We start from the raw sequence: 21,799 nt of genomic DNA, 5'->3' as shown, positions 1-21,799 counted from the left end.
GGCTTGCGACATCCATCCGAGATGTCCACCGTCGCCACCGTCCGCGGCGCCAAGGTGGCGCGAGGCGACGGGAAGTACCGAAGATTTCCAAGAGGTTGAACATGAAACGCACTTATCAAGGCTCCAAGACCCGTCGCGCCCGCACCCACGGCTTCCTGGTCCGCATGAAGACGCGTGGCGGCAAGGCCGTCATCGCCGCTCGCCGCGCCAAGGGCCGCAAGCGCCTGGCCGTCTGAGCGAAGCGCAAGACGACTCCGACAGCACCGTGATCGGCCGCATCGTGCGATCGGCCGATTTCGAGCGCGTGCTGGGCACCCCCAGCCGCGCGCGTAGCGCGCACTTCGCCGTGCATCACCTGGCCGCCAGCCCCTCGCTGCCGAAGCGCCGTCCATCCACAGGAACGGCTGACTTGTCCACAGGTGATGCACCGATTCATCCCCAAGCTGTGGATGAACGGTCCTCCGCGAACGTGGCGCCCACCCCCGTTGAATCGGTTCCAGCCGCGCCCGACCGGGCTTGGCTGGGCTACGTCGTGCCCAAGCGGCACGCGAAGCGCGCCGTGACGCGGGCGCTGCTCAAGCGCCAGATCCGCGCCGTGTTCGGCGACCTGCCGACGCTGCCGCCCGGCCTCTGGGTGGTGCGGCTGCGCATGCCCTTCGACCGCAAGCAGTACCCCAGCGCCTCTTCCGATACGCTGCGCGCCGCCGCGCGCGCGGAGCTGCTGCAGCTGACCCGCAAGCTCGCGCCACCGCCCCCGGGCGCCGCCGGCTGACCGGATCGCGGTTCGGAACAGCGACCATGGACGACCGCCCCGGCCTGCCGACGCGACTGCTGATGGGGCTGGTGCGCGGCTACCAGCTGCTGTTCAGCGCCTGGTTGCGCGCGGGCTGCCGCTACAGCCCGAGTTGCTCGAACTACGCGATGCAGTCCCTGCGCCGCCACGGCGCCGCCGCCGGCACCTACCTTGCGGTCGGACGGGTCCTGCGTTGCAACCCTTTCTGTCTGGGCGGACACGATCCCGTGCCCGACAATCCGCCCCGCCTGTTCACCCGGTTCACCGAGCGTCCCTCCAGATGCCGCCCGGGGTCAGCCTCTTCAACCGCCAATCCAAAAGCTTCCCATGACTGATATTCGCCGCACCATCTTGTGGGTGGTGTTCACGATGTCGCTGGTCCTTCTGTGGGACGGGTGGCAGCGGCACAACGGCCAGCCGTCGCTGTTCCATCCGGCGCCGGCCAAGGTCGCCACCGCGCCCGCCGCCCCGGCCTCGGCTGCTTCCGCCGCCGCGCTGCCGGCCGCCGCGGCTGCTTCCGGTTCCACCGCTGGCGCGCCGGTCGCGCCCGTCGTCAAGAACGAGCTGGTCACCTTCACCACCGACGTGGTCAAGGCCACCATCGACACCCGCGGCGGCAGCCTGGTGCGCGTCGAGCTGCTCAAGCACGCCGACGACACCAACCCCAGCGGCCACGTCGTCGTGCTGGATCCGATGCGCAACTACAGCGCCCGTTCCGGCCTGCTGAACGTGCCGAACGCGCCCAGCGACCAGACGGTGCTGACGCTGGTCGACGGCCCCAAGGAGCTCAAGGACGGCCAGGACACCCTGGTCGTGCGGCTGGAAGGCGAACAGGGCGGCGTGAAGCTGGCCAAGACCTACACCTTCAAGCGGGGCGACTACGCCATCGCGGTGAACCACGAGGTCACCAACACCGGCGCGGCCGCGGTCACGCCGCAGCTGTACCTGCAGCTGGTGCGTGACGGCCATGTCGAGCACACCGGTCCGTCCTTCGCGCCGACCTCGTTCTCCGGCCCGGCGATCTACACCGACAAGGCGAAGTACCACAAGCTCGCGTTCGACGACCTCAAGAAGGGCAAGGCCGAGTACGAGAAGAACGCCGATGACGGCTGGGTCGCGATGGTCCAGCACTACTTCGTCAGCGCCTGGATCCGCAACGAAGCCGGCCCGCGCGAGTTCAACGTCCGTCCGCTCAACCAGGACCTGTACACCGCCGGCATGGTGATGAACTTCCCGGCCGTGGCGCCGGGCGCGTCGGCCAAGTTGGACAACCTGCTGTACGTCGGCCCGCAGGAAGAGAAGAAGCTGGAAGTGCTGGCCCCGGGCCTGGAGCTGGTGAAGGACTACGGCATCTTCAAGATCCTGTCCAAGCCGCTGTTCTGGCTGCTGGACGTCCTGCACACGCTGCTGGGCAACTGGGGCTGGGCGATCATCCTGCTGGTCGTGCTGCTGAAGGTCGCGTTCTACGGCCTGAACGCCAGCGCGTATCGCAGCATGGCCAAGATGAAGGCGGTGAATCCCCGCATCCAGGAGATGCGCGAGCGCCTGAAGGACAAGCCGCAGCAGATGCAGCAGGAGATGATGCGGATCTACAAGGAAGAGAAGATCAATCCGCTGGGCAGCTGCCTGCCGATCTTCCTGCAGATGCCGTTCTTCATCGCGCTGTACTGGGTGCTGCTGTCCAGCGTCGAGATGCGCGGCGCGCCGTGGGTGATGTGGATCCACGACCTGTCCAAGCCCGACAGCCTGTTCGGCCACCTGTTCGGCGCGCCGATCGGCCCGCTGCCGCTGCTGATGACGGCCTCCAGCCTGCTGCAGGTCTGGCTGAACCCGCAGCCGGCCGACCCGGTCCAGGCCAAGATGATGTGGATCATGCCGCTGGCCTTCAGCGTGATGTTCTTCTTCTTCCCGTCGGGTCTGGTGCTGTACTGGCTGGTGAACAACATCCTGTCGATCGCCCAGCAATGGATGATCAACAAGCAGATCGGCGTCAGCGGCTCGAAGAAGTGATCGACGGCGGCGGGGGATTCGCCAATTCCTCACGCCGATCGCAGGAGCCCCCGCACCCCGGGGGCTTTTTTTCGTCCGCGCGCAGGCGCTTAATCGAGTCCATGCGGGGATCGCTTCTCCACCTGACTCGGGACGGTGGGGGACCGGAGGCGCAAGACGCCGGCTCACGAGAGGCGGCGACGAGGCCTGCCCCGCGCCATCCACGATGACGGCGATGCGGCCTGGCGGCCCATCGCCGTTGTTCTTGGTGCCCGGACGCTGCGAGACAATCGCGCCCATGCTGTCGCGACACCAGGATCCCATCGCCGCCATCGCCACCGCGCCCGGACGCGGGGCCGTCGGCATCGTGCGGGTGTCCGCGCCACAAGACCTGGCCCCGCTGGTGACGGCGATCTGTGGCCGTGCGCTCAAGCCTCGCGAGGCGACCTACCTGCCTTTCCGTAGCGCCCAGGGCGAGGCGATCGACCACGGCCTGGCGCTGCTCTTCCCGGCGCCGCATTCCTACACCGGCGAGCATGTGCTGGAACTGCAGGCCCACGGCGGCCCGGTGGTGCTGCAACTGCTGCTGGCGCGCTGCCTGGAGGCCGATCCCGCGCTGCGGATGCGGCTGGCCGAGCCGGGCGAGTTCACGCGCCGCGCCTTCCTCAACGGCAAGCTGGACTTGGCGCAAGCCGAGGCCGTCGCCGACCTGATCGACGCCAGCACCGAAGCCGCCGCGCGCAGCGCCGGTCGGGCGCTGGCCGGCGCGCTCAGCGGCGAGGTCGGCGGGCTGCGCGACGGCTTGATCCAGCTGCGGATGCTGGTCGAAGCCACGCTGGACTTCCCCGAGGAGGAGATCGATTTCCTCGAGCAGGCCGATGCGCTGGGCAAGCTGCGCCGGTTGCTGCAGCGGGTGGAGGCGCTGCTCGATCGCAGCCGCCAGGGCGCGATCCTGCGCGAGGGCATCAAGGTCGTGCTGGCGGGGCAGCCGAATGTCGGCAAGAGCTCGCTGCTGAACGCGTTGGCCGGCGCCGAGCTGGCGATCGTGACGCCGATCCCGGGCACGACGCGGGACAAGCTGAGCCAGACCATCCAGATCGAGGGCGTGCCGCTGCACATCAGCGACACGGCCGGCCTGCGCGACACCGAGGACGAGGTGGAGCGCATCGGCGTGGCCCGCAGCTGGGACGCGATCGCGGATGCGGACGTGGTGCTGTTCCTGCACGACCTGACGCGCGTCGGCCACGCCGACTACGAGGCCGAGGACGCCGAGATCCGCGGCCGCCTGACGAGCGTCGATCCGGCGCGGATCCTGCAGATCTACAACAAGGCCGACGCGCATGCGCCGGCGGGCTTGCCGGCGGACGCGCTGACCTTGTCGGCGAAGACGGGCGAGGGCCTGGACGCCTTGCGCCGACGCCTGCTGGAGCAGGTCGGCTGGCACGCGGTGCCGGAGGGCCTGTTCATCGCGCGCGAGCGCCACGTGCAGGCACTGCGCCGCACCCAGGAGCACGTCGGGCTGGCGTTGGCCCAGGCCGAGACCGAGCCGCCGGCGCTGGACCTGATGGCGGAGGAGTTGCGCCTGGCGCATGACGCGCTCGGCGAGATCACCGGCGCGTTCACCGCCGACGACCTGCTGGGGGAGATCTTCAGCAGGTTCTGCATCGGCAAGTGAGCGCCGAGGCGCTCAATGCCCCTCGAACGCCACCAGCGAGAACACCTTCAACCCGCCCCCCCGCAACCGCTTCGAGCCGCCCAGCTCCGGCAGGTCCACGATCGCCGCGCCCTCGATGACCTCGGCGCCCAGCCGCTCCAGCAGCCGCTTGCCGGCCATCATCGTGCCGCCGGTGGCGATCAGGTCGTCGATCAGCAGCACCCGATCACCGGCCTTCACCGCGTCGGTGTGCATCTCCACCGTCGCGCTGCCGTACTCCAGCTCATAGGTCTCCTGCACCGTCGTGAAGGGCAGCTTGCCTTTCTTGCGGATGGGCACGAAACCGACGTTCAGCTCATAGGCCAGCACCGAGCCGATGATGAACCCCCGCGCATCCAGCCCCGCGATCGCATCGGGCCGCAGGTCGAAGTAGCGATGCACGAACTGGTCGATGAGCACGCGGAAGGCCCGCGGGTTCGCCAGCAGCGGCGTGATATCGCGGAACTGCACGCCCGGCTCCGGCCAGTCCGGCACGGTGCGGATCTGCTGCCTCAGGAAGGCGATCGGGTCAGGGGTGAGTTCGGTGTGCGGCATGGGCGCGATTGTCGCGCCGGCCGGGCTCGGCGGGGTCAGGCCGTCTGCTGCTGGCAGATCAGGCGCGCGCGGCCGGCCTGCTTGGCTTCGTAGAGCGCGGCGTCCGCCGTCTGGATCAGGCGCTGGGCCTCTTCGCCGCTGCGCGGGATCAATGCCGCCACGCCGATCGACAGGCTCACCGAGCGCCGCACCGGCGAGCCCACATGCTCGATCGCGGCCAGCCGCACGCTGTCCAGGCAGCGCTGCGCCACCACCTGCGCGCCGGCCAGGTCCGTGTCGACCAGCAGCACCGCGAATTCCTCGCCGCCGTAGCGGCACACCGATTCACCGCCGCGTCCGGCGCAGCTGCGCAGCAGCGTCGCGACGCGCCGCAGGCAGTCGTCGCCGGAGACATGGCCGTAGCAGTCGTTGTATTGCTTGAAATGGTCGATGTCGACCATCAGCAGCGCCAGCGGCCGGCCCGCGCGAGTCGCGCGCTGCCACTCCGTCTGCAGCAGCTGGTCGAACAGCCGCCGGTTGCCGACGCCAGTCAGCCCGTCGGTGGTGGACTGCCGGGCCAGCAGCTCGTTGGCGCGGCGCAGCCGCTCCTCCTGGCGCTTGCGCTCGGTCAGGTCGGTGACGATGCAGACGTAGAGGTGGATCGTGTCGGTCCGGACCTCGGCGATCGCCAGCTGCAGGTGCAGCGCCTCGCCGCTGCGGTGACGGGCGGTGAACTCGCGGGGCTGGCCCAGCAGCGAGCGCGGATCCAGCAGCGTCTCCTGCGTCGCGCCCGCACCACCCGTCGCCGCCGACGCGGCGCCCAGCAGCATGCCCAGGTGGACGCCCTGCAGCTCCGAGGCGGTGAAGCCGAACAGCGACTCGCAGCTCGGGTTGGCCTCGAGCACATGGCCGCCGGAGTCCAGCGTCAGGATGCCGTTGGCGGCCGACTCGATCGTGGCGCGCAGTTGCGCCCGGCTCGCCGCCAGGCGCTGCTGCTCGTGGATCAGGTCGGTCACGTCCATGCGCACGCCGACGATGCCGCCGGATGGCGTGCGGGATTCGTAGATGCGCAGCCACATGTCGTCATGCACCCGCTGCAGCAGCGGCGACACCTGCTTGCCGCGCGCCTGGCGGCGTTCCTCCAGCCATTCGGGTTCGCGGCCGCGCGCCTCCGGGATGCCGCCGCGTGCCAGGGACTCCCGCACCAGGTCCTCGAAGGTGCTCTTGCGCTGGAAGTGCCGCAGCATGTGCGGGTAGATCTCGACCAGGCGGCGGTTGTAGGCGATCAGGCGGTCCTCGGCGTCGAAGATCTCGACGCTGGCCGGCAGCGCGTCGATCGCTTCCTCCATCGTGCGCTGCGCCAGCCGGGCGCGGGCCTGCGTGCGCGCCAGCGTCGACACGACCGCCACCGCCAGCAGCACCGTCAGCGCCAGCGAGGCCACGCCCACCCACGCCAGCCAGCCGTCGACCGCGTCGCCGCCGAGGGTGACCGTCAGCACGATGGCCTGCAGGCCCACCAGCAGCGCGAACGCCAGCAGCGGCCAGGTGCGGACTTCGGCGGATCGGTTCATCGCGGAGCGCGGCGCCGGCGGCGACGCCATGGAAAAGGGTGGCTGATCCTAGCCAGCCCGCTCCGCGATGAATACCGCTCCACGGGGGGAGAAGCGGGTTCGGGCGACGTCCCCTCGTTGGTGGGGTGCCACGCTTTGTGAGCGACGGTGTACGGGGACGGGTCAGCCGCCGCGGGTGACCGGCATGTCGCCCGCGTTCGGCAGGCTCATGTGGCGCGCCAGTTCCAGCTTCGCCAGCGAGTTGCGGTGCACCTCGTCCGGGCCGTCCGCGAAGCGCAGCGTGCGCTGGCCCGCCCACATGTAGGCCAGCGGGGTGTCGTCGCTGACGCCCATGCCGCCGTGGACCTGCATCGCCCAGTCGATCACCTTCAGCGCCATCGTCGGCGCGACGATCTTGATCATCGCGATCTCCGCCTTGGCGACCTTGTTGCCGACGGTGTCCATCATGTAGGCCGCCTTCAGCGTCAGCAGCCGCGCCTGCTCGATGCTGCAGCGCGCCTCGGCGATGCGCTCCTGCGTCACCGTCTGCTGCGCGATCGTCTTGCCGAAGGCGACCCGGGAGATCGCCCGCTTGCACATCAGCTCCAGCGCCCGTTCCGCCGCGCCGATCGAGCGCATGCAGTGGTGGATCCGTCCCGGGCCCAGGCGCCCCTGCGCGATCTCGAAGCCGCGGCCCTCGCCCAGCAGGATGTTCTCCACCGGCACGCGCACGTTCTTGAGCTCGATCTCCATGTGGCCGTGCGGCGCGTCGTCGTAGCCGAAGACGCTGAGGTGGCGCTTGACCGTGATGCCGGGCGTGTTCGCCGGCACCAGCACCATGGACTGCTGCTCATGGCGGCCGGCGTCCGGGTTGGTCTTGCCCATCACGATGTAGAGCGCACAACGCGGATCGCCGGCGCCCGACGACCACCACTTCGTCCCGTTGATGACGTACTCGTCGCCGTCCCGCTCGATGCGGCACTGGATGTTGGTCGCGTCGGACGAGGCCACGTCGGGCTCGGTCATCAGGAAGGCGGAGCGGATCTCGCCGCGCAGCAGCGGCTCCAGCCAGCGGTCCTTGAGCGCCTCGCTGGCGTAGCGCTCCAGCGTCTCCATGTTGCCGGTGTCGGGTGCCGAGCAGTTGAAGACCTCCGGCGCCCAGTACACGCGGCCCATGATCTCGCACAGCGGCGCGTACTCGAGGTTGGACAACCCTTCCGGCGCGCGCGCCGAGCGCGGCAGGAACAGGTTCCAGAGCCCGGCGGCGCGCGCCTTGGGCTTGAGCTCCTCGATCACCTTCGTCGGGATCCAGGCGTTGCCGGCGCGGCGGTTGGCCTCGATCTCGGCATGGTAGCGATGCTCGTTGGGATAGATGTGCTGGTCGAAGAACGCCAGCAGGCGCTCGCGCAGCTGTTCAACCTTGGGGCTGTAGTCGAAGTTCATGGGGGAGTCTCCCGGTGAGGCGTTCTTGATGCGTTCGTGAGGCCGTGAGGCGCGCGGCGGGTCGGCGCAGCGCGCGTCAGCCGCGCTGGCCGCGATAGCGGAGGTACTGCGCGTACAGCGCCTCCATCGTGGTGGACCGTTCGTCCGCATGCAGCGGATGCGAGGGCGCGAAATTGCAGACGCGCAGCAGCCAGTCGCCGGGCGCGTCGCCGATCGGCGGCGCGACGTCCAGCACGTTGATGCAGGCCGGCGACTGGACCCAGCTGCCCAGCATCAGGCGCTGGCCGCCGCTCACCGCATGCGACAGGATCGCGGCGTTGACGACGCCGTGCAGCACCAGCAGCGCGCAGTCCCAGTCGGGATCGGCCTGCAGGCGGGCGACGCCGCCGAGCACGCGATCAAGCAGCTCGCCGACGCTCTCGCCGTTGAGGAAGCGCTGCGATTCCGGGACCGGGCTGCGCTGCAGGCCGGTGAAGGTGCGCGCGAGTTCATCGGTGGGGATCTCGCCGAGGCGGCCGCCGCGGATCTCCTGCCACTCGGGCCAGACCTGCGGCGAGAGCTCGCCCTGGCCGGCGTGGCGCAGCACCAGGTCGGCGGTCTCGACGGTGCGCGGCAGGCCCGACACGATCACGCGATCGAATCGCACGCCGGCCGCGCGGAAGGCTTCGCCGGCGGCCTGCGCCTGCGCGATGCCGTCGTCGTTCAGCCGCACCTGCTCGGGCAGCACCGGGCGCCCGGTCGTGCCATCGAAGTAGGTCACCGCGCCATGCCGCATCAGGTAGACGCGGCGGCGTTGCGGGCTGCGGGGCTGGGTGTCCAACATGGGCGGCAGTGTGGCGCAACGACGCAGGCCGCACTGTCACGCAGGCGGCAGGCTCGCGGGCCGGGCCACAATTCGCGGCCGTGCCGTGCCGTGCCGTGCCGTGCCGTGCCGTGCCGTGCCGTGCCGTGCCGTGCCGTGCAGCGGCGCACCCGTGCCGCTTTCGTTCCCCGCCTCCGTCCTGACGCCTTGGTGACAAGCTCTGCTCCGCCCCATCTTCATCGCCCGCCGGGCCCGCACGCGGCCGGCGAGCCGCCGCTGCGCGACGACATCCAGGCACTGCGCGCGGTCGCCGTGCTGTGGGTGCTGCTGTATCACGCGCAGATCCCCGGCGCGTCGGGCGGCTACCTCGGCGTCGACATCTTCTTCGTCATCTCCGGCTACCTGATCACCGGCCTGATCCAGCGCGCGCCGCGGCGCGGCGACTTCTCCTTCCGCGCCTTCTACGGCCGGCGCGCGCGGCGTCTGCTGCCGGCGGCCTACGTGGTGCTCGGCGCGACGCTGCTCGTCGTGCCGTGGGCGCTCAACCGCCGCGAGCAGATCGACTTCGTCGGCCAGTTGCTGGGCGCGCTGGGCTTCGCCAACAACCTCGTGCTGTGGAAGCAGACCGGCTACTTCGAGGGCGCCTCCGACCTCAAGCCGCTGCTGCACTTCTGGTCGCTGGCGCTGGAGGAGCAGTACTACCTCGTGCTGCCCGCGCTGCTGGTCTTCAGTCCCGCCCGGCTGCGGACGGCGATGGCCATCGCGGTGACGCTCGGCAGCCTGGCGCTGCTGGCGTGGTGGCAGCCCATCGACGCCGGCGGTGCGTTCTACCTGCTGCCCACGCGGGCCTGGGAGCTGGGCCTGGGATCGATCGGCGCGCTGATGACGTCCGTGTCGGCGCCGACGGCGATGGCGATGTCGACGGCGAAGTCCTCGGCCGACGTGGTCGACGTGCGCGCCCTGCGCTGGCAGCGTGTCCTGAGGGCGCTCACGCTGCCATCATGGGCGCTGCTGCTTGTCGTCCCCGCGGCGCCGCAGCTCTTCGGCCCCGCGCACCCGGGGCCGGCGGCGCTGGTCGTCGGCCTGGCGACCCTGGTCCTGCTGCTGCGCGAGCCGCAACGCTGGCCGCGCGTGGTGGCGCCGCTGATCCGCATCGGCGACTGGTCGTATGCGCTGTACCTCGTCCACTGGCCGCTGATCGCGATCCTGCACAACGCCTGGGTCGGGTTGAAAGCCGATCCGCAGGCGCTGATGGCCTGGCGCATCGGCGCGGTGCTGCTGTCGTTCCCGCTGGCGTGGCTGCTGTACCGTGGCGTCGAACGGCCGGCCAAGGCCGCGCTGACCGGGCCTCGCGGGGCCTGGATCCTGGGCAGCGGCACGGCGGCGCTGGCGCTGGGAGGCATCGTGCTGGCGCTGCACAAGCCGGCGCCGGGCGCGATCGACTTCGTCGAGCTGCGCAAGCCCAACTACGGCCTGTCGGCCAACTGCGATGCCGAGGAGCCCTTCGACGGCCGCGAGGACTGCCGCTCGCGGCCGGGCGCGCGCTGGATGGTCTGGGGCGATTCCTACGCGATGCATCTGGTGCCGGGGCTGGTGCGGGTGGCCAGCGACCAGGGGCTGGTGCAGGCGACGAAGTCCTCCTGCGGCCCGTTCCCCGGGCTGACGCCGGTCCGGCCGGGGGTGGGCCGCGGCAATAGCTTCGCTTCACCGTGGATCGAGCAGTGTCAGGCCTTCAACGCATCGGTGCTGCGCTGGCTGGCGCGGCATCCGGAAATCGAGACCGTGGTGCTGTCCAGCTTGCTCACGCAGTACCTGGATGCGTCGAAGTACGAGTTGCAGCGCACGCGCGGCGATGCGTCGGACGACGGACGGGTGCGCGGCGAGCGCGCGATGCGCGAGGCTCTGCTGGTGGACATGGCCGAGACGGTGAAGCGTCTGAGGGCGATGGGCAAGCGGGTGATGGTGGTGGCGCCGCCGCCCTCGGCGCCGTTCGACATCGCCGGCTGCCTGGAGCGCCGGCAGGCGCGTCGCTGGACCATCGGCGCCACGCCGGGCTGCGTGATCGATGTGAAGGACGACGAAAAGCGGCGCGCCTCCGAGCATGCGTTCATCGAGGCGCTCGCGAAGGCGGATGCGCGGCTGCCGGTGCTGCGCTTCGAGCCGCTGCTATGCGACGGCACGAGCTGCCAAGTCGAGCGCGACGGCGTGCCGCTCTACCGCGACCAGGGCCACCTCAGCCGCGAGGGCTCGAGACTGCTGATGCCGGCCGTGATGTCGGAAGCCGTGGGCGAACGTTCCCTCGCCGAGGGGTTGCCCGATCGGCTCGATGTCGGCCATGCATGTCCCTCGCCCCCGGAAGGGGGAGAGGGTAGGGTGAGGGGGCTCGTCGCAGTGCTCGGACACTGAGAAATGCGCCGACCCCTCACCCCCACCCTCTCCCCCTCGCGGGGGAGAGGGAGTTCCGGGAGTGGCAGATCCCGCGCGGGGCGGCGTCAGCCGACCAGCAACCCGTGCTCGGCGCGCGCGAGCGCCTCGGGCGTGCCGGAGATGACCAGCGTGTCCCCGCCCTGCAGCACCAGGTCGTCGCTCGCGTCCTTGACCGCGCCGTTGGGACGGCGCACCGAGAGCACGCTGACGCCCCATCCCGCCAGCCCGAGCTCCCCCAGCGTGCGGCCTTCCAGCGCGCTCGCCATCGGCAAGCTGATCGACTGCAGCCGCGCCTGGTCGCGCTCCTCCGAGGTGTCGTCGTCCGCCCCGTGGAAGTAGCCGCGCAGCAGCCCATAGCGCCGGTCCCGCGCATCGCGCNTGCGCAGCACCCGCCGCATCGGCACGCCGACCAGCGCCAGCGCGTGGCTGGCCAGCATCAGCGACCCTTCGATCGCTTCCGGCACCACCTCGGTGGCGCCGGCGGCGCGCAGCTTCTCCAGGTCGGTGTCGTCGATCGTCCGGACCACCACCGGCACATGCGGCGCATGCCCGCGCACCTCGTGCAGCACCTTCAGCGCCGACGGCGTGTCGTGGTACGAGATGACGACGGCGCTCGCGCGCGTCAGGCCCGCGGCGATGAGGCTGGGCAGCCGCGCCGCGTCGCCGAACACCACGCTCTTGCCGGCCGCAGCCGCCTGCCGCACCCGGTCCGGATCCAGGTCCAGCGCCATGTAGGGGATGTGCTCCGCCTCCAGCAGCGTCGCCAGGTTCTGCCCGCTGCGGCCGTAGCCGCAGATGATCACGTGGGCATCGGTCTTGATCGACTTCTTCGCGATCGTCGTCAGCTGCACCGACTGCAGCAGCCAGTCGCTGGCCGACAGCTTCATCACGATGCGGTTGCTGTGCTCGATGATCAGCGGCGTCATCAGCATTGACAGCACCATCGCCGCCAGCACCGGGCTGACCCATTGCGCGGCGATCAGGTTGTGCTGCGCGCCCAGTGTCAGCAGCACGAAGCCGAACTCCCCCGCCTGCGCCAGGTAGAGGCCGGTGCGCAGCGCCACGCCGGTCGGCGCGCGGAACAGCTTCGCCAGCCCGGCCACGAGCACGAACTTCGCCGTCGTCGGCACCAGGGTCAGGATGATGACCAGCGGCCACTGGAAGACCAGCGTCTGCCAGTCCAGTCGCATCCCGATGGTGATGAAGAACAGCCCCAGCAGCACGTCGTGGAAGGGCCGGATGTCCAGCTCCACCTGGTGCTTGTATTCGGTCTCCGCGATCAGCATGCCGGCGACGAACGCGCCCAGCGCCAGCGACAGCCCCGCATGCTCGGTCAGCCAGGCCAGGCCCAGCGTCACCAGCAGCAGGTTGAGCATGAAGAGCTCCTGGCTCTTGCGCCGCGCCACCAGCGTCAGCCAGCGGCGCATCAGGTGCTGGCCGCCGGTCAGCAGCAGCACCAGCAGCAGCGTCGCCTTCAGCGCGGCCCAGCCCAGCGACTCGATCATCTGCGTGCCGCTGCCGCCCAGCGCCGGGATCAGCACCAGCAGCGGGACCACGGCCAGATCCTGGAACAGCAGCACGCCGATCACGCGCCGGCCATGCTCGCTCTCGAGCTCCAGCCGCTCGGCCATCAGCTTCACGACGATGGCGGTGGAGCTCATCGCCATCGCGGACCCGAGCACCAGCGAGCCCTGCCAGCCCAGGTCCCAGGGCCAGCCCATCAGGCCGAAGAACCAGCGCAGGAAGAGGTTGCCCGCCATGGTGCCGCCGATCGTCACCACCACCTGCAGCAACCCCAGCCCGAACACCATCGCGCGCATGCTGTGCAGCTTGGGCAGGTTGAACTCCAGGCCGATCGCGAACATCAGGAACACGACGCCGAACTCGGCCAGGTGCTGCACGCCGGGGACGTCGCTGGCCAGCGCCAGCGCGTTCGGACCGATCAGCACGCCCACCACCAGGTAGCCCAGGATCGGCGGCAGCTTCAGCGAGCGGCACACCACGACGCCCAGCACGGCGGCGATCAGGTAGATGAGGGTCAGGTCCAGCGCGGAAAGCATGGCGGCGATGGTACTGGCCCCCCGGCCCCGGGCGGCCCCGGATGCAGCAAGGACAGGCCTCGCCATAGGGCCGGCGAGCGGCGCCCCAGCCATGCGGGCGCGGGTCGCGACGCGCGGTCCGCCGCCGCGGGACGGGACTGGCTTTGGTCACGCGTCAGGCGCAAACTACCCGCCTTATGCATCGGGCGCATGCCCGCATGTGTACTCGGCTTTGCCGGACGTGGCGGACGCGCAGGGCTTCGGGGTACCGTTCGCGCCACCGAAAAGTTACGGAGCATTTCATGCCCAACCTGAGTTTCGTTTCCCCCACGCGCAACAGTCCCTGGGGCACCTACCTGTCCCAGATCGACGCCGTCGAGCCCTACCTGGGCAAGCTGGCCCGCTGGGTGGAAACGCTGCGCCGCCCCAAGCGCGCGCTGATCGTGGACATCCCCATCGAACTCGACAACGGCACCATCGCCCACTACGAGGGCTACCGCGTCCAGCACTCGCTGACCCGCGGTCCCGGCAAGGGCGGCGTGCGCTACCACCCGGACGTCACGCTGGAAGAAGTGATGGCGCTGTCGGCCTGGATGACGGTCAAGAACGCCGCGGTGAACCTGCCCTACGGCGGCGCCAAGGGCGGCATCCGCCTGGACCCCAAGACGCTGTCGCTGAAGGAACTGGAAAAGGTCACCCGCCGCTACACCAGCGAGATCGGCATCATCATCGGCCCGACCCAGGACATCCCCGCGCCTGACGTCAACACCAACGGCCAGATCATGGCCTGGATGATGGACACCTATTCGATGAACGTCGGCGCCACCGCCACCGGCGTCGTCACCGGCAAGCCGATCCCGCTGGGCGGCTCGCTGGGCCGCGTGGCCGCCACCGGCCGCGGCGTGTTCGTCGTCGGCCGCGAGGCGATGCGCCGCCTCAACATCAACATGGAAGGCGCCCGCGTCGCGGTGCAGGGCTTCGGCAACGTGGGCTCGGTCGCCGCCAAGATGTTCGCCGCCAACGGCGCGATCGTCGTGGCCGTGCAAGACCACACCGGCACCATCCAGAACGACAACGGCATGGACATGGCCTCGCTGCTGGAGCACGTCGGCCACACCGGCGGCGTCGCCGGCTTCAAGGGCGCGGACCGCATCGACAACGAGAACTTCTGGGACGTGAAGTCCGACGTGCTGATCCCCGCCGCGCTGGAAGGCCAGCTGTCGGGCGAGCGCGCCAAGCGCGTCCAGACCCGCCTGGTGCTGGAAGGCGCCAACGGCCCGACCACGCCCGACGGCGACGCCGTGCTGGCGGACCGCGGCATCATCGTCGTCCCCGACGTGATCGCCAACGCGGGCGGCGTGACCGTTTCCTACTTCGAGTGGGTGCAGGACTTCTCGTCGTTCTTCTGGACCGAGGACGAGATCAACGTCCGCCTGGACAAGATCCTGGTCGGCGCGTTCAAGGGCATCTGGGATACGGCCGAACAGCACAAGATCCCGCTGCGGACGGCGGCGTTCACCGTGGCCTGCACGCGCGTGCTGCAGGCCCGTGAAGAGCGCGGCCTTTACCCCTGATCCCTCCTCATCGACCAGCCGCGGGTTTCTCGCGGTTACGGAGCGGATGGGCCCCATGTGGGCCCATTTTTCATGGGTCGGCGGAGGGCGCAGGTGGAGTTCATGCGCAGACCCGGGCGTTGGCCGCCAGGGCATGGGGCCTTGGCGGCGAGCGCCAAAACCCCACGCCCTGCCGTCCCCCATCACCTCCGTCCTTCGACGGTTTTGCGAGCGGGGACTTCGGGGGAGGAAGTCAGTGGCTGATCTTCGTGCCGAGCACCTGCAGGAACTGTGCGATCCAGGCGGGGTGCGCGGGCCAGGCTGGCGCCGTGACCAGCTTGCCGTCGGTCACCGCCTGGTCGACCGGGATGTCGGCATAACTGGCGCCAGCCAGCTCCACTTCCGCGGCGCACGCGGGGTAGGCCGATACCTTGCGGCCACGGATGATGCCGGCGGCGGCCAGCAGCTGCGCGCCGTGACAGATCGCGGCGATCGGCTTGTCGGCCTGGGAGAAGTGCTGCACGAGCGGCAGGACGCCAGGCATCGTGCGCAGGTACTCGGGGGCCCGGCCACCCGGAATCACCAGTCCGTCGTAGTCCTGCGGCTTGATCGCGTCGAAGCTGGCGTTCAGCGTGAAGCGGTGGCCCGGCTTCTCCGAGTAGGTCTGCGCGCCCTCGAAGTCATGGATGGCGGTGAGCACGAAATCGCCGGCCTTCTTTCCCGGACAGACGGCATCGACCCGGTGTCCCACCGCCTGCAGCGCCTGGAACGGCACCATCAACTCGTAGTCCTCGACGTAGTCGCCCGCCAGCAGCAGCAGCTTCTTGCCCATCGCATCTCTCCAGAGTCGGTTGAGGGAGCGCCGATTCTGGGAGGCCAGGGCCGTCAGGTCGATGAATCCCTCATGTACCCGCGTCGGCGTCGCGGGCTCGCAGCGCCGGCGCGGCAGCGACCGCGAGCGTCCAGCAGATCCAGGCGGTCCACATCGTGTGGCTGGGGTAATGCGCGCCGCGCGCCATCTGCGCCAGGCCATACAGCGTGCCCATCACGAGCACCGCGCCCAGTGCGATCCGCGCCTGCCGCGGATAGGCGCGGCGCAGCATGAAGAAGAGGCTGAAGAAGGCGAAGGCGGAACTCGCATGACCCGATGGGAAGCAGTGCCCCGGTCCGCCGTCGCCGACACCGAAGCGCCAGTGCGACACGTAATGCGCGACGCCGCCGAATTCGGCCAGGTCCCACGGGCAACTGGTGCTGCTGCCCTGCTTCATCAGCGGGATCAGCACCAGGCTGACCGCCGTCAGCGCGACGGCGCCCCAGCGTTCGCGCCGCGTCAGCCCCGGCCACAGCGGCCGCAGCGCGTTGATGAGCAACATGAGCGCCAGGCCGGTCGCCACCCAGCGCCCGCCCTGGTGCAGCAGGCCCGAGGTGAGCCAGTGGTCGCGCAGCGCGAAGCCGTGCGCATCGGCGAAGAGCCGCACCACGGCCAGGTCCCAGCCGGCCGCGTCCCAGAGCAGCAGCGCGGCGAGCCCCGCCAGCGCGACCAGCCAGCCGCGGCGCAGGTCCGGCAGGCGCAGCGCGCCGACGGGGGAAAGGACGGGCGCGGACGCCGATCCGGCGCCCAGCGGCAGGGGGGAGAGGGGAGGCGTGTTCACGGCCTTGCAGTGGGCACGCCCCCCCTGAAGTTCGACTGAAGCCAAGCTGAAGGCCGGCTGAAGTTCTGCGACAGTCCGCACAGTGCGCGCCGCGGCCGGACCGACCGGTGGCCGCTGGTATCGTTTTCGGCCCGACGGCCTCCTTTCCCGCGGCTGCCCGCCGCACGCCCATGCGACTCCTGCTGCTCGAAGACGACGAATTGCTCGGCGAGGCCCTGCGCGATTTCCTGCGCGACGAAGGCCATGCCGTGACCTGGGCCCGCCGCCTGGCCGAACTGCTGCCGCGCCAGCATGAGGAGTTCGATGCGCTGCTGGTCGACTGGCAGCTCCCGGACGGCTCCGGCCTGGACTGGCTGCGCGGCCTGCGCCAGCGCGGCGTGTCGATCCCTGCGCTGATGCTGACCGCGCGCGACCTGCTCGCCGACCGGCTGCAGGGCCTGGACAGCGGCGCCGACGACTACCTGGTCAAGCCCTTCGCGCCCGAGGAACTGGCGGCCCGCTTGCGCGCCGTCAGCCGCCGCCATGCGGGCGCGAGCAGCTCGCAGCGCCGCCATGGCGACGTGGTGCTGGACCTGGCCGCCAAGCGGGCTACGCGGGATGGGCAGCCGGTCGAGCTCACCGCGCGCGAGTGGGCCGTGCTGGAGGCGCTGGTGCAGCGCGGCGGCCGGCTCTATCCGAAGCGCGACCTGGAGCTGGAGGTGCTGGGCGACGACGCCGAGGTGCTGAGCAACGCGCTGGAGGTCCATGTGTCGAGCCTGCGCCGCAAGCTCGGCCGCGAGCTCATCGAGACCGTCCGCGGCCTGGGCTACCGGCTCGGCCGGGAGGCGCCGTGAGCGGCACGCCGGGGCCGCGCCGCCCGTCCATCGCCGGCCGCTTGGCGCGTCAGCTGCTGCTGATCTCGGCGTTCTGGGCGGTGGTGGCCGGCGTCAGCGTCTGGCTGGTCGTGCAGGAGGAGGTCGACGAGCTGCTCGACGAGACGCTGCAGGCGTCCTCGCAGGTGCTGGGCCAGCTGCTGCGCCAGAGCCAGGCCATGCCGGCCCAGATCGCCGACAACGACGACCTCAGCACCCATTTCGCCTGGCAGCTGGTGGCGCCGGACGGTGCCTTGCTGCATCGCTCGCCGCTCGCGCCGATCAAGGCCTGGAAGCTGCCGCCGGGCTTCAGCGACTGGCAGGACGACGGCAGCGATGGCGACGACTGGCGCGTGCACGTGCGCCCGCTGCCGACGGCGGCCGGCCCCGGCTGGCTGATGGTGGCGCAGACCAGCGCCGAGCGGAAGGAGGTGCGCAGCCGCGTCGGGCTGGCCAGCGCCTTGTCCGCGCTGCTGGTGGGCGGGCTGTGCATGGTGTGGATGAACCGGCGCGCACGCGCCGAGCTCGCGCCGCTGGGCGAGTTGTCCGCCGCGCTGGGCGGCTACGACCCGCTCGACACCCGGCAACTGCTGCCGGAGCAGCCGCGCAGCGAGCTGGCGGAGATCCGCGCCGCGGTGCTCGACCTGGGCCAGCGCCTGGCCCAGCGCGTCGCCAACGAGCGCGCCTTCAGCGCGCATGCGGCGCATGCGCTACGCACGCCGCTCGCGGGCATGGACGCCCAGCTCGCGATGGCGCTGCGCGAGGCGCCGCCCGAGTCGCGCGCCCGGCTGCAGCGCACCCGCGAGGCGGGCGACCGGCTGCGCCGCGTGGTGACCGCGCTGCTGACGCTGTTCCGCACCGGCATGAGCCTGCGCTGGCAGCGCCTGGACCTGGTCGAGCTGATGCAGCTCCTGCCCCTGCCCGACGGCCTGGTGCTGGACCTGCCGCCGGAGGCCGGCATCGACGCCGATCCGGACCTGCTGGCCGCCGCGCTGATCAACCTGATCGACAACGCCTGGCGCCACGGGGCCTCGCAGGTACGGCTGCGCCTGAAGGCCCAGCTGGACGGGGGGATGACGCTGGAGCTCACCGATAACGGCGAGGGCGTGGCCGACTGGCAGCGCGTGGACCTCAACGACGCGCTGGAGCGGCAGCAGTACGAGGGGCGCATGGGCCTGGGCCTCATGATGGCCGACCTCGTGGCCCGCGCCCACGGCGGCGACCTGCGGCTGCCGGCCATGGAAGCGGGCTTCGGCGTGGCCCTCAGACTGGGGCCGGCGCCGGACTGAATCGACCCCGGCGGCTACACTTTCGCCCTTATGACGACCCACGCCGCCCTCACCCATTCCCGCGCGCTCGACGTGGCCCGCGCGGCCTTGCAAGTCGAGGCCGACGCGCTGCTCGCGCTCGGTCCCCGCCTGGGCGAATCGTTCGAACAGGTGGTCCGCAAGATCCTGGATTGCTCCGGTCGCGTCGTCGTGATGGGCATGGGCAAGAGCGGCCACGTCGGCCGCAAGATCGCCGCCACCCTGGCCTCCACCGGCACGCCGGCGTTCTTCGTCCATCCCGGCGAGGCCAGCCATGGCGACCTCGGCATGGTCACGCCCGGCGACATCGTGCTGGCGCTGTCGAATTCCGGCGAAAGCGACGAGCTCAACGCCATCATCCCGGTGCTCAAGCGCCAGGGCGTGACGCTGATCGGCATGACCGGCGGGCTGTCGTCGTCGCTGGCCAAGCATGCGGACTTCGTGATCGACTCGCGCGTGGCGCAGGAGGCCTGCCCGCTGAACCTCGCGCCGACCGCCAGCACCACCGCGCAGATCGCGCTGGGCGACGCCCTGGCCGTGGCGCTGCTGGACGCGCGCGGTTTCCGCGCCGAGGACTTCGCCCGCTCCCATCCGGGCGGTTCGCTCGGCCGGCGCCTGCTGACCCATGTGCGCGACCTGATGCGCGGCGGCGACGCGCTGCCGCGCGTGAAGGCCGAGCTGCCGCTGCTCGACATGATGCGGGTGATGTCCGACAAGGGCCTGGGCTGCGCGGTGCTGGTGGGCGCCGACGGCAAGGCCGGCGGCATCTTCACCGACGGCGACCTGCGCCGACTGATCGAGCGCGGCGGCGACCTGCGCGGCCTGACGGCCGGCCAGGTCATGCATCCGAATCCGCGCACCGTGGCCGCCGACGCGCTGGCCGTCGACGCGGCCGACCTGATGGAGCAGGCCCGCATCACGCTGGTGCTGGCCGTGGACGACGAACAGCGCCTGGTCGGCGCGATCAGCATCAACGACCTGATGCGCGCGAAGGTGATCTGATGAGCGCTTCCTCCCTGACTCCCGCGGACGCGGATGCGCCGGTCGTGCGCGAGCTCCAGCCCGCGCTGGCCTTTCCGCCGGAACTGCTGCTCAAGGCGCAGGGCCCGGCGCTCGGACTGCGGGCCGCGATCTTCGATGTCGACGGCGTGCTGACCGACGGCCGCATCTACCTCAGCGCGCAGGGCGAGGAGTTCAAGGCCTTCGCGACGCTGGACGGCCACGGGATGAAGCTGCTCGCGCAGGGCGGCATCGTGCCGATCGTCATCACCGGCCGCGATTCGCCGGCGGTGCGGCGGCGGGTCGCCGACCTCGGCCTGCCGCACGCCGTTTATGGCGCCAAGAACAAGCTGGCCGCCGCGCAGCCGTTGCTCGACCAGCTCGGCCTGCGCTGGGAGCAGGTGGCCGTGATCGGGGACGACTGGCCCGACCTGCCGCTGATGGTGCGCGCCGGCTTCGCCTGCGCGCCGGCCCAGGCGCATGCCGAGGTGAAGGCGGCCGCCCATCACGTCACCGCCGCCGCCGGCGGCCATGGCGCCGCCCGTGAGTTCTGCGACCTGCTGCTGATGGCCGCCGGCCAGTACGCCCGGCTGCTGCACGGCCACCTCGAGACCCTGGACGGGAGCGGCCACTGATGGCGGCGCTCGCTCCGCCGCCGACCTCGCCGCGGCGCCGCGTCCAGCCCTTGCTGTGGCGCCTGCAGTCGATGCTGGCCAGCTACGTGCCGCTGCTGCTGATGGCGATGCTGGCCGGTTTCACCTGGTGGCTGATCAAGAACACGCCGCAGCTGGAGACGCCGCGCGAGAAGGCCGCGCCCAAGCACGAGCCCGACTACCGGATGAACGGCTTCGAGGTCGAGCGCTTCAGCAGCGACGGCCGGTTGACCGGACGCATCATCGGCACCGAGATGCGGCATTACCCCGACAACGACACGCTGGAGATCGACGCGCCGCAGCTGCGCGCCTACGGCAAGCAGGGCGAACTGTTGGTCGCCGACGCGCAGCGCGGCTTGTCCAACGGTGACGGCAGCGAGGTGCAGCTGCTCGGGGACGTGAAGGTCAAGCGTTATCCGGACGGCGATCCGTCGCAACCGCCCGACCTGGAGCTGTATGGCGAGTTCCTCCATGCCTTCGTCCCGCAGCAGCAGATCCGCTCGCACCTGCCGGCGCGCGTCATCGGCATGGGCGGCGAGATGCAGGTGAAGAGCTTCGTCTACGACCAGCTCACCGGGCGCCTGAGCTTCAGCGGCGGTGGCCGCGCCACCTTCGCCGCCCGACCCGGCGCGCGCGCCGCGGCACCGGCCGCCAAGGCCTCGGCGCCGACCTCCGCCCGCAAGCCATGAACCGACTCGTCTACATCACCGGTGCCTCGAGCGGCATCGGCCAGGCGCTCGCGCTCCAGTACTACCGCGAGGGCTGGAACCTCGCGCTGGTCGCGCGCCGCGTCGAGGAACTCAGCGCCTGGGCGGAGCAGCAAGGCCTGGCGCCGTCGCGCTGGCGGGTCTACCGCGCCGACGTCAGCGACATCGAGGCCATCACCGCCACCGGTCGCCGCTGCATCGCCGAGCAGGGCCTGCCCGATGTGGTGATCGCCAACGCGGGCATCAGCATCGGCATGGACACGGCGATCCATGAGGACCTGGCCGTGATGCAGCGCGTCTACGCGACCAACAACATCGGCCTGGCGGCGACCTTCCATCCCTTCGTCGGCCCGATGCGCGAGCGCCGCGGCGGCACGCTGGTGGGCATCGCCAGCGTCGCGGGCATCCGGGGACTGCCGGGGCACGGGGCGTATTGCTCCAGCAAGGCGGCGGTGTTCAGCTATTGCGAGAGCCTGCGCGGCGAATGCCGGCCCGATGGCGTGAAGGTCGTGACGATCGCACCGGGGTATGTCGATACGCCGCTGACGCGCGAGAACCGCTACAGCATGCCTTTCCTGATGCAGCCGGACGACTTCGCGCGCAAGGCCTACGCCGCGATCGAGGCCGGCGCCCGGGTGCGCTTCATTCCCTGGCAGATGGGGCTCGTGGCGCACGCGATGCGCCTGCTGCCGGGCGCGGTCTTCGACCGGCTGCTGGCGGGGCGTCCGCGCAAGCATCGGCAGGGCGAGCGCTGAGCGGCAGCGCCCTTCGGGGCGCTCGCGCCCACCAAGTGGGCCGACGAGGATC

At 70.8% G+C, this 21,799-nt stretch carries 20 protein-coding genes; 13 read left to right on the top strand and 7 right to left on the bottom strand.

Annotation, left to right across the window (positions count from 1 at the left end):
* The first annotated feature begins 101 nt into the window (after positions 1–101).
* From rpmH to mnmE, 5 genes are all read left to right on the top strand, one after another.
* Positions 102–236 carry a 50S ribosomal protein L34 gene (gene rpmH / locus ACTJKJ_RS09460; protein ID WP_067065970.1) on the top strand — a complete coding sequence of 45 codons (135 nt, stop codon included), beginning with the start codon at positions 102–104 and terminating at the stop codon, positions 234–236.
* Positions 237–469: 233 nt separating this feature from the next.
* Positions 470–772: a ribonuclease P protein component gene (locus tag ACTJKJ_RS09455; RefSeq protein WP_440820271.1), complete on the top strand. Its 303-nt coding sequence runs from the start codon at positions 470–472 to the stop codon at positions 770–772.
* Positions 773–798: 26 nt separating this feature from the next.
* The gene (gene yidD / locus ACTJKJ_RS09450; RefSeq protein WP_091729896.1) at positions 799–1,128 is read left to right on the top strand and encodes a membrane protein insertion efficiency factor YidD; all 330 of its coding nucleotides are present in this window, start codon (positions 799–801) and stop codon (positions 1,126–1,128) included.
* Complete coding sequence (gene yidC, locus ACTJKJ_RS09445; RefSeq protein ID WP_440820270.1) at positions 1,121–2,803, top strand: membrane protein insertase YidC; 1,683 nt, start codon at positions 1,121–1,123, stop codon at positions 2,801–2,803. The genes yidD and yidC overlap by 8 nt, the downstream gene beginning before the upstream one ends.
* A 277-nt stretch (positions 2,804–3,080) precedes the next feature.
* Positions 3,081–4,457: a tRNA uridine-5-carboxymethylaminomethyl(34) synthesis GTPase MnmE gene (gene mnmE / locus ACTJKJ_RS09440; RefSeq protein ID WP_440820269.1), complete on the top strand. Its 1,377-nt coding sequence runs from the start codon at positions 3,081–3,083 to the stop codon at positions 4,455–4,457.
* 12 nt (positions 4,458–4,469) lie between these two features.
* Here the strand turns inward: mnmE and ACTJKJ_RS09435 are convergent, their stop codons facing one another.
* From ACTJKJ_RS09435 to ACTJKJ_RS09420, 4 genes are all read right to left on the bottom strand, one after another.
* Entirely contained in the window at positions 4,470–5,030 is a 561-nt protein-coding gene (locus ACTJKJ_RS09435) for an adenine phosphoribosyltransferase (RefSeq protein WP_440820268.1), read from the bottom strand.
* Between the two features lie 35 nt (positions 5,031–5,065).
* Positions 5,066–6,580, bottom strand: coding sequence for a diguanylate cyclase domain-containing protein (locus ACTJKJ_RS09430; RefSeq protein WP_440820267.1), 1,515 nt, complete (start codon positions 6,578–6,580; stop codon positions 5,066–5,068).
* 162 nt (positions 6,581–6,742) lie between these two features.
* The gene (locus ACTJKJ_RS09425) at positions 6,743–8,002 is read right to left on the bottom strand and encodes an acyl-CoA dehydrogenase family protein (RefSeq protein WP_297380821.1); all 1,260 of its coding nucleotides are present in this window, start codon (positions 8,000–8,002) and stop codon (positions 6,743–6,745) included.
* Positions 8,003–8,078: 76 nt separating this feature from the next.
* Positions 8,079–8,825, bottom strand: coding sequence for a histidine phosphatase family protein (locus tag ACTJKJ_RS09420; RefSeq protein ID WP_297380824.1), 747 nt, complete (start codon positions 8,823–8,825; stop codon positions 8,079–8,081).
* A gap of 189 nt (positions 8,826–9,014) precedes the next feature.
* Here ACTJKJ_RS09420 and ACTJKJ_RS09415 point away from each other — a divergent pair, with 189 nt between their 5' ends.
* A complete protein-coding gene (locus ACTJKJ_RS09415; RefSeq protein ID WP_440820266.1) occupies positions 9,015–11,210 on the top strand; it encodes an acyltransferase family protein in 2,196 nt (731 codons plus the stop codon).
* Positions 11,211–11,296: 86 nt separating this feature from the next.
* Here the strand turns inward: ACTJKJ_RS09415 and ACTJKJ_RS09410 are convergent, their stop codons facing one another.
* Positions 11,297–13,291: a cation:proton antiporter domain-containing protein gene (locus ACTJKJ_RS09410; protein WP_440820265.1), complete on the bottom strand. Its 1,995-nt coding sequence runs from the start codon at positions 13,289–13,291 to the stop codon at positions 11,297–11,299.
* 281 nt (positions 13,292–13,572) lie between these two features.
* On the opposite strand from ACTJKJ_RS09410, the gene ACTJKJ_RS09405 reads away from it, so the two are divergent.
* Entirely contained in the window at positions 13,573–14,844 is a 1,272-nt protein-coding gene (locus ACTJKJ_RS09405; RefSeq protein WP_297380831.1) for a Glu/Leu/Phe/Val family dehydrogenase, read from the top strand.
* A gap of 232 nt (positions 14,845–15,076) precedes the next feature.
* Here the strand turns inward: ACTJKJ_RS09405 and ACTJKJ_RS09400 are convergent, their stop codons facing one another.
* Both ACTJKJ_RS09400 and ACTJKJ_RS09395 read right to left on the bottom strand, forming a co-directional pair.
* Positions 15,077–15,655, bottom strand: coding sequence for a DJ-1/PfpI family protein (locus tag ACTJKJ_RS09400; RefSeq protein WP_091729937.1), 579 nt, complete (start codon positions 15,653–15,655; stop codon positions 15,077–15,079).
* 70 nt (positions 15,656–15,725) lie between these two features.
* The gene (locus tag ACTJKJ_RS09395; RefSeq protein WP_297380835.1) at positions 15,726–16,475 is read right to left on the bottom strand and encodes a phosphatase PAP2 family protein; all 750 of its coding nucleotides are present in this window, start codon (positions 16,473–16,475) and stop codon (positions 15,726–15,728) included.
* Between the two features lie 170 nt (positions 16,476–16,645).
* On the opposite strand from ACTJKJ_RS09395, the gene ACTJKJ_RS09390 reads away from it, so the two are divergent.
* From ACTJKJ_RS09390 to ACTJKJ_RS09365, 6 genes are read left to right on the top strand one after another with little or no spacing between them, the layout of a single operon-like run.
* Positions 16,646–17,308: a response regulator transcription factor gene (locus tag ACTJKJ_RS09390; protein ID WP_440820264.1), complete on the top strand. Its 663-nt coding sequence runs from the start codon at positions 16,646–16,648 to the stop codon at positions 17,306–17,308.
* Positions 17,305–18,615, top strand: a complete 1,311-nt coding sequence (locus ACTJKJ_RS09385) for an ATP-binding protein (RefSeq protein ID WP_440820263.1) — start codon at positions 17,305–17,307, stop codon at positions 18,613–18,615. Before ACTJKJ_RS09390 ends, ACTJKJ_RS09385 begins: the two co-directional genes overlap by 4 nt.
* Positions 18,616–18,645: 30 nt before the next feature.
* Positions 18,646–19,635: a KpsF/GutQ family sugar-phosphate isomerase gene (locus tag ACTJKJ_RS09380; RefSeq protein ID WP_440820262.1), complete on the top strand. Its 990-nt coding sequence runs from the start codon at positions 18,646–18,648 to the stop codon at positions 19,633–19,635.
* The gene (locus ACTJKJ_RS09375) at positions 19,635–20,267 is read left to right on the top strand and encodes a KdsC family phosphatase (protein WP_297380844.1); all 633 of its coding nucleotides are present in this window, start codon (positions 19,635–19,637) and stop codon (positions 20,265–20,267) included. The genes ACTJKJ_RS09380 and ACTJKJ_RS09375 overlap by 1 nt, the downstream gene beginning before the upstream one ends.
* Complete coding sequence (gene lptC / locus ACTJKJ_RS09370; protein WP_440820261.1) at positions 20,267–20,974, top strand: LPS export ABC transporter periplasmic protein LptC; 708 nt, start codon at positions 20,267–20,269, stop codon at positions 20,972–20,974. Before ACTJKJ_RS09375 ends, lptC begins: the two co-directional genes overlap by 1 nt.
* Positions 20,971–21,747: an SDR family oxidoreductase gene (locus tag ACTJKJ_RS09365; RefSeq protein ID WP_091729957.1), complete on the top strand. Its 777-nt coding sequence runs from the start codon at positions 20,971–20,973 to the stop codon at positions 21,745–21,747. Before lptC ends, ACTJKJ_RS09365 begins: the two co-directional genes overlap by 4 nt.
* The last annotated feature ends 52 nt before the right edge of the window (positions 21,748–21,799 follow it).

This window comes from Roseateles sp. 22389, assembly GCF_052044995.1.
GTDB lineage: Bacteria > Pseudomonadota > Gammaproteobacteria > Burkholderiales > Burkholderiaceae_C > Roseateles.
This window is presented reverse-complemented; position numbering and strand designations above follow the sequence as displayed.

Coding starts and splice junctions, on each gene's coding strand:
- rpmH (WP_067065970.1), top strand. CDS start 102: ATGAAACGCACTTATCAAGGCTCCAAGACCCGTCGCGCCCGCACCCAC.
- yidD (WP_091729896.1), top strand. CDS start 799: ATGGACGACCGCCCCGGCCTGCCGACGCGACTGCTGATGGGGCTGGTG.
- yidC (WP_440820270.1), top strand. CDS start 1,121: ATGACTGATATTCGCCGCACCATCTTGTGGGTGGTGTTCACGATGTCG.
- mnmE (WP_440820269.1), top strand. CDS start 3,081: ATGCTGTCGCGACACCAGGATCCCATCGCCGCCATCGCCACCGCGCCC.
- ACTJKJ_RS09435 (WP_440820268.1), bottom strand. CDS start 5,030: ATGCCGCACACCGAACTCACCCCTGACCCGATCGCCTTCCTGAGGCAG.
- ACTJKJ_RS09430 (WP_440820267.1), bottom strand. CDS start 6,580: ATGAACCGATCCGCCGAAGTCCGCACCTGGCCGCTGCTGGCGTTCGCG.
- ACTJKJ_RS09425 (WP_297380821.1), bottom strand. CDS start 8,002: ATGAACTTCGACTACAGCCCCAAGGTTGAACAGCTGCGCGAGCGCCTG.
- ACTJKJ_RS09420 (WP_297380824.1), bottom strand. CDS start 8,825: ATGTTGGACACCCAGCCCCGCAGCCCGCAACGCCGCCGCGTCTACCTG.
- ACTJKJ_RS09405 (WP_297380831.1), top strand. CDS start 13,573: ATGCCCAACCTGAGTTTCGTTTCCCCCACGCGCAACAGTCCCTGGGGC.
- ACTJKJ_RS09400 (WP_091729937.1), bottom strand. CDS start 15,655: ATGGGCAAGAAGCTGCTGCTGCTGGCGGGCGACTACGTCGAGGACTAC.
- ACTJKJ_RS09390 (WP_440820264.1), top strand. CDS start 16,646: ATGCGACTCCTGCTGCTCGAAGACGACGAATTGCTCGGCGAGGCCCTG.
- ACTJKJ_RS09380 (WP_440820262.1), top strand. CDS start 18,646: ATGACGACCCACGCCGCCCTCACCCATTCCCGCGCGCTCGACGTGGCC.
- ACTJKJ_RS09375 (WP_297380844.1), top strand. CDS start 19,635: ATGAGCGCTTCCTCCCTGACTCCCGCGGACGCGGATGCGCCGGTCGTG.
- lptC (WP_440820261.1), top strand. CDS start 20,267: ATGGCGGCGCTCGCTCCGCCGCCGACCTCGCCGCGGCGCCGCGTCCAG.
- ACTJKJ_RS09365 (WP_091729957.1), top strand. CDS start 20,971: ATGAACCGACTCGTCTACATCACCGGTGCCTCGAGCGGCATCGGCCAG.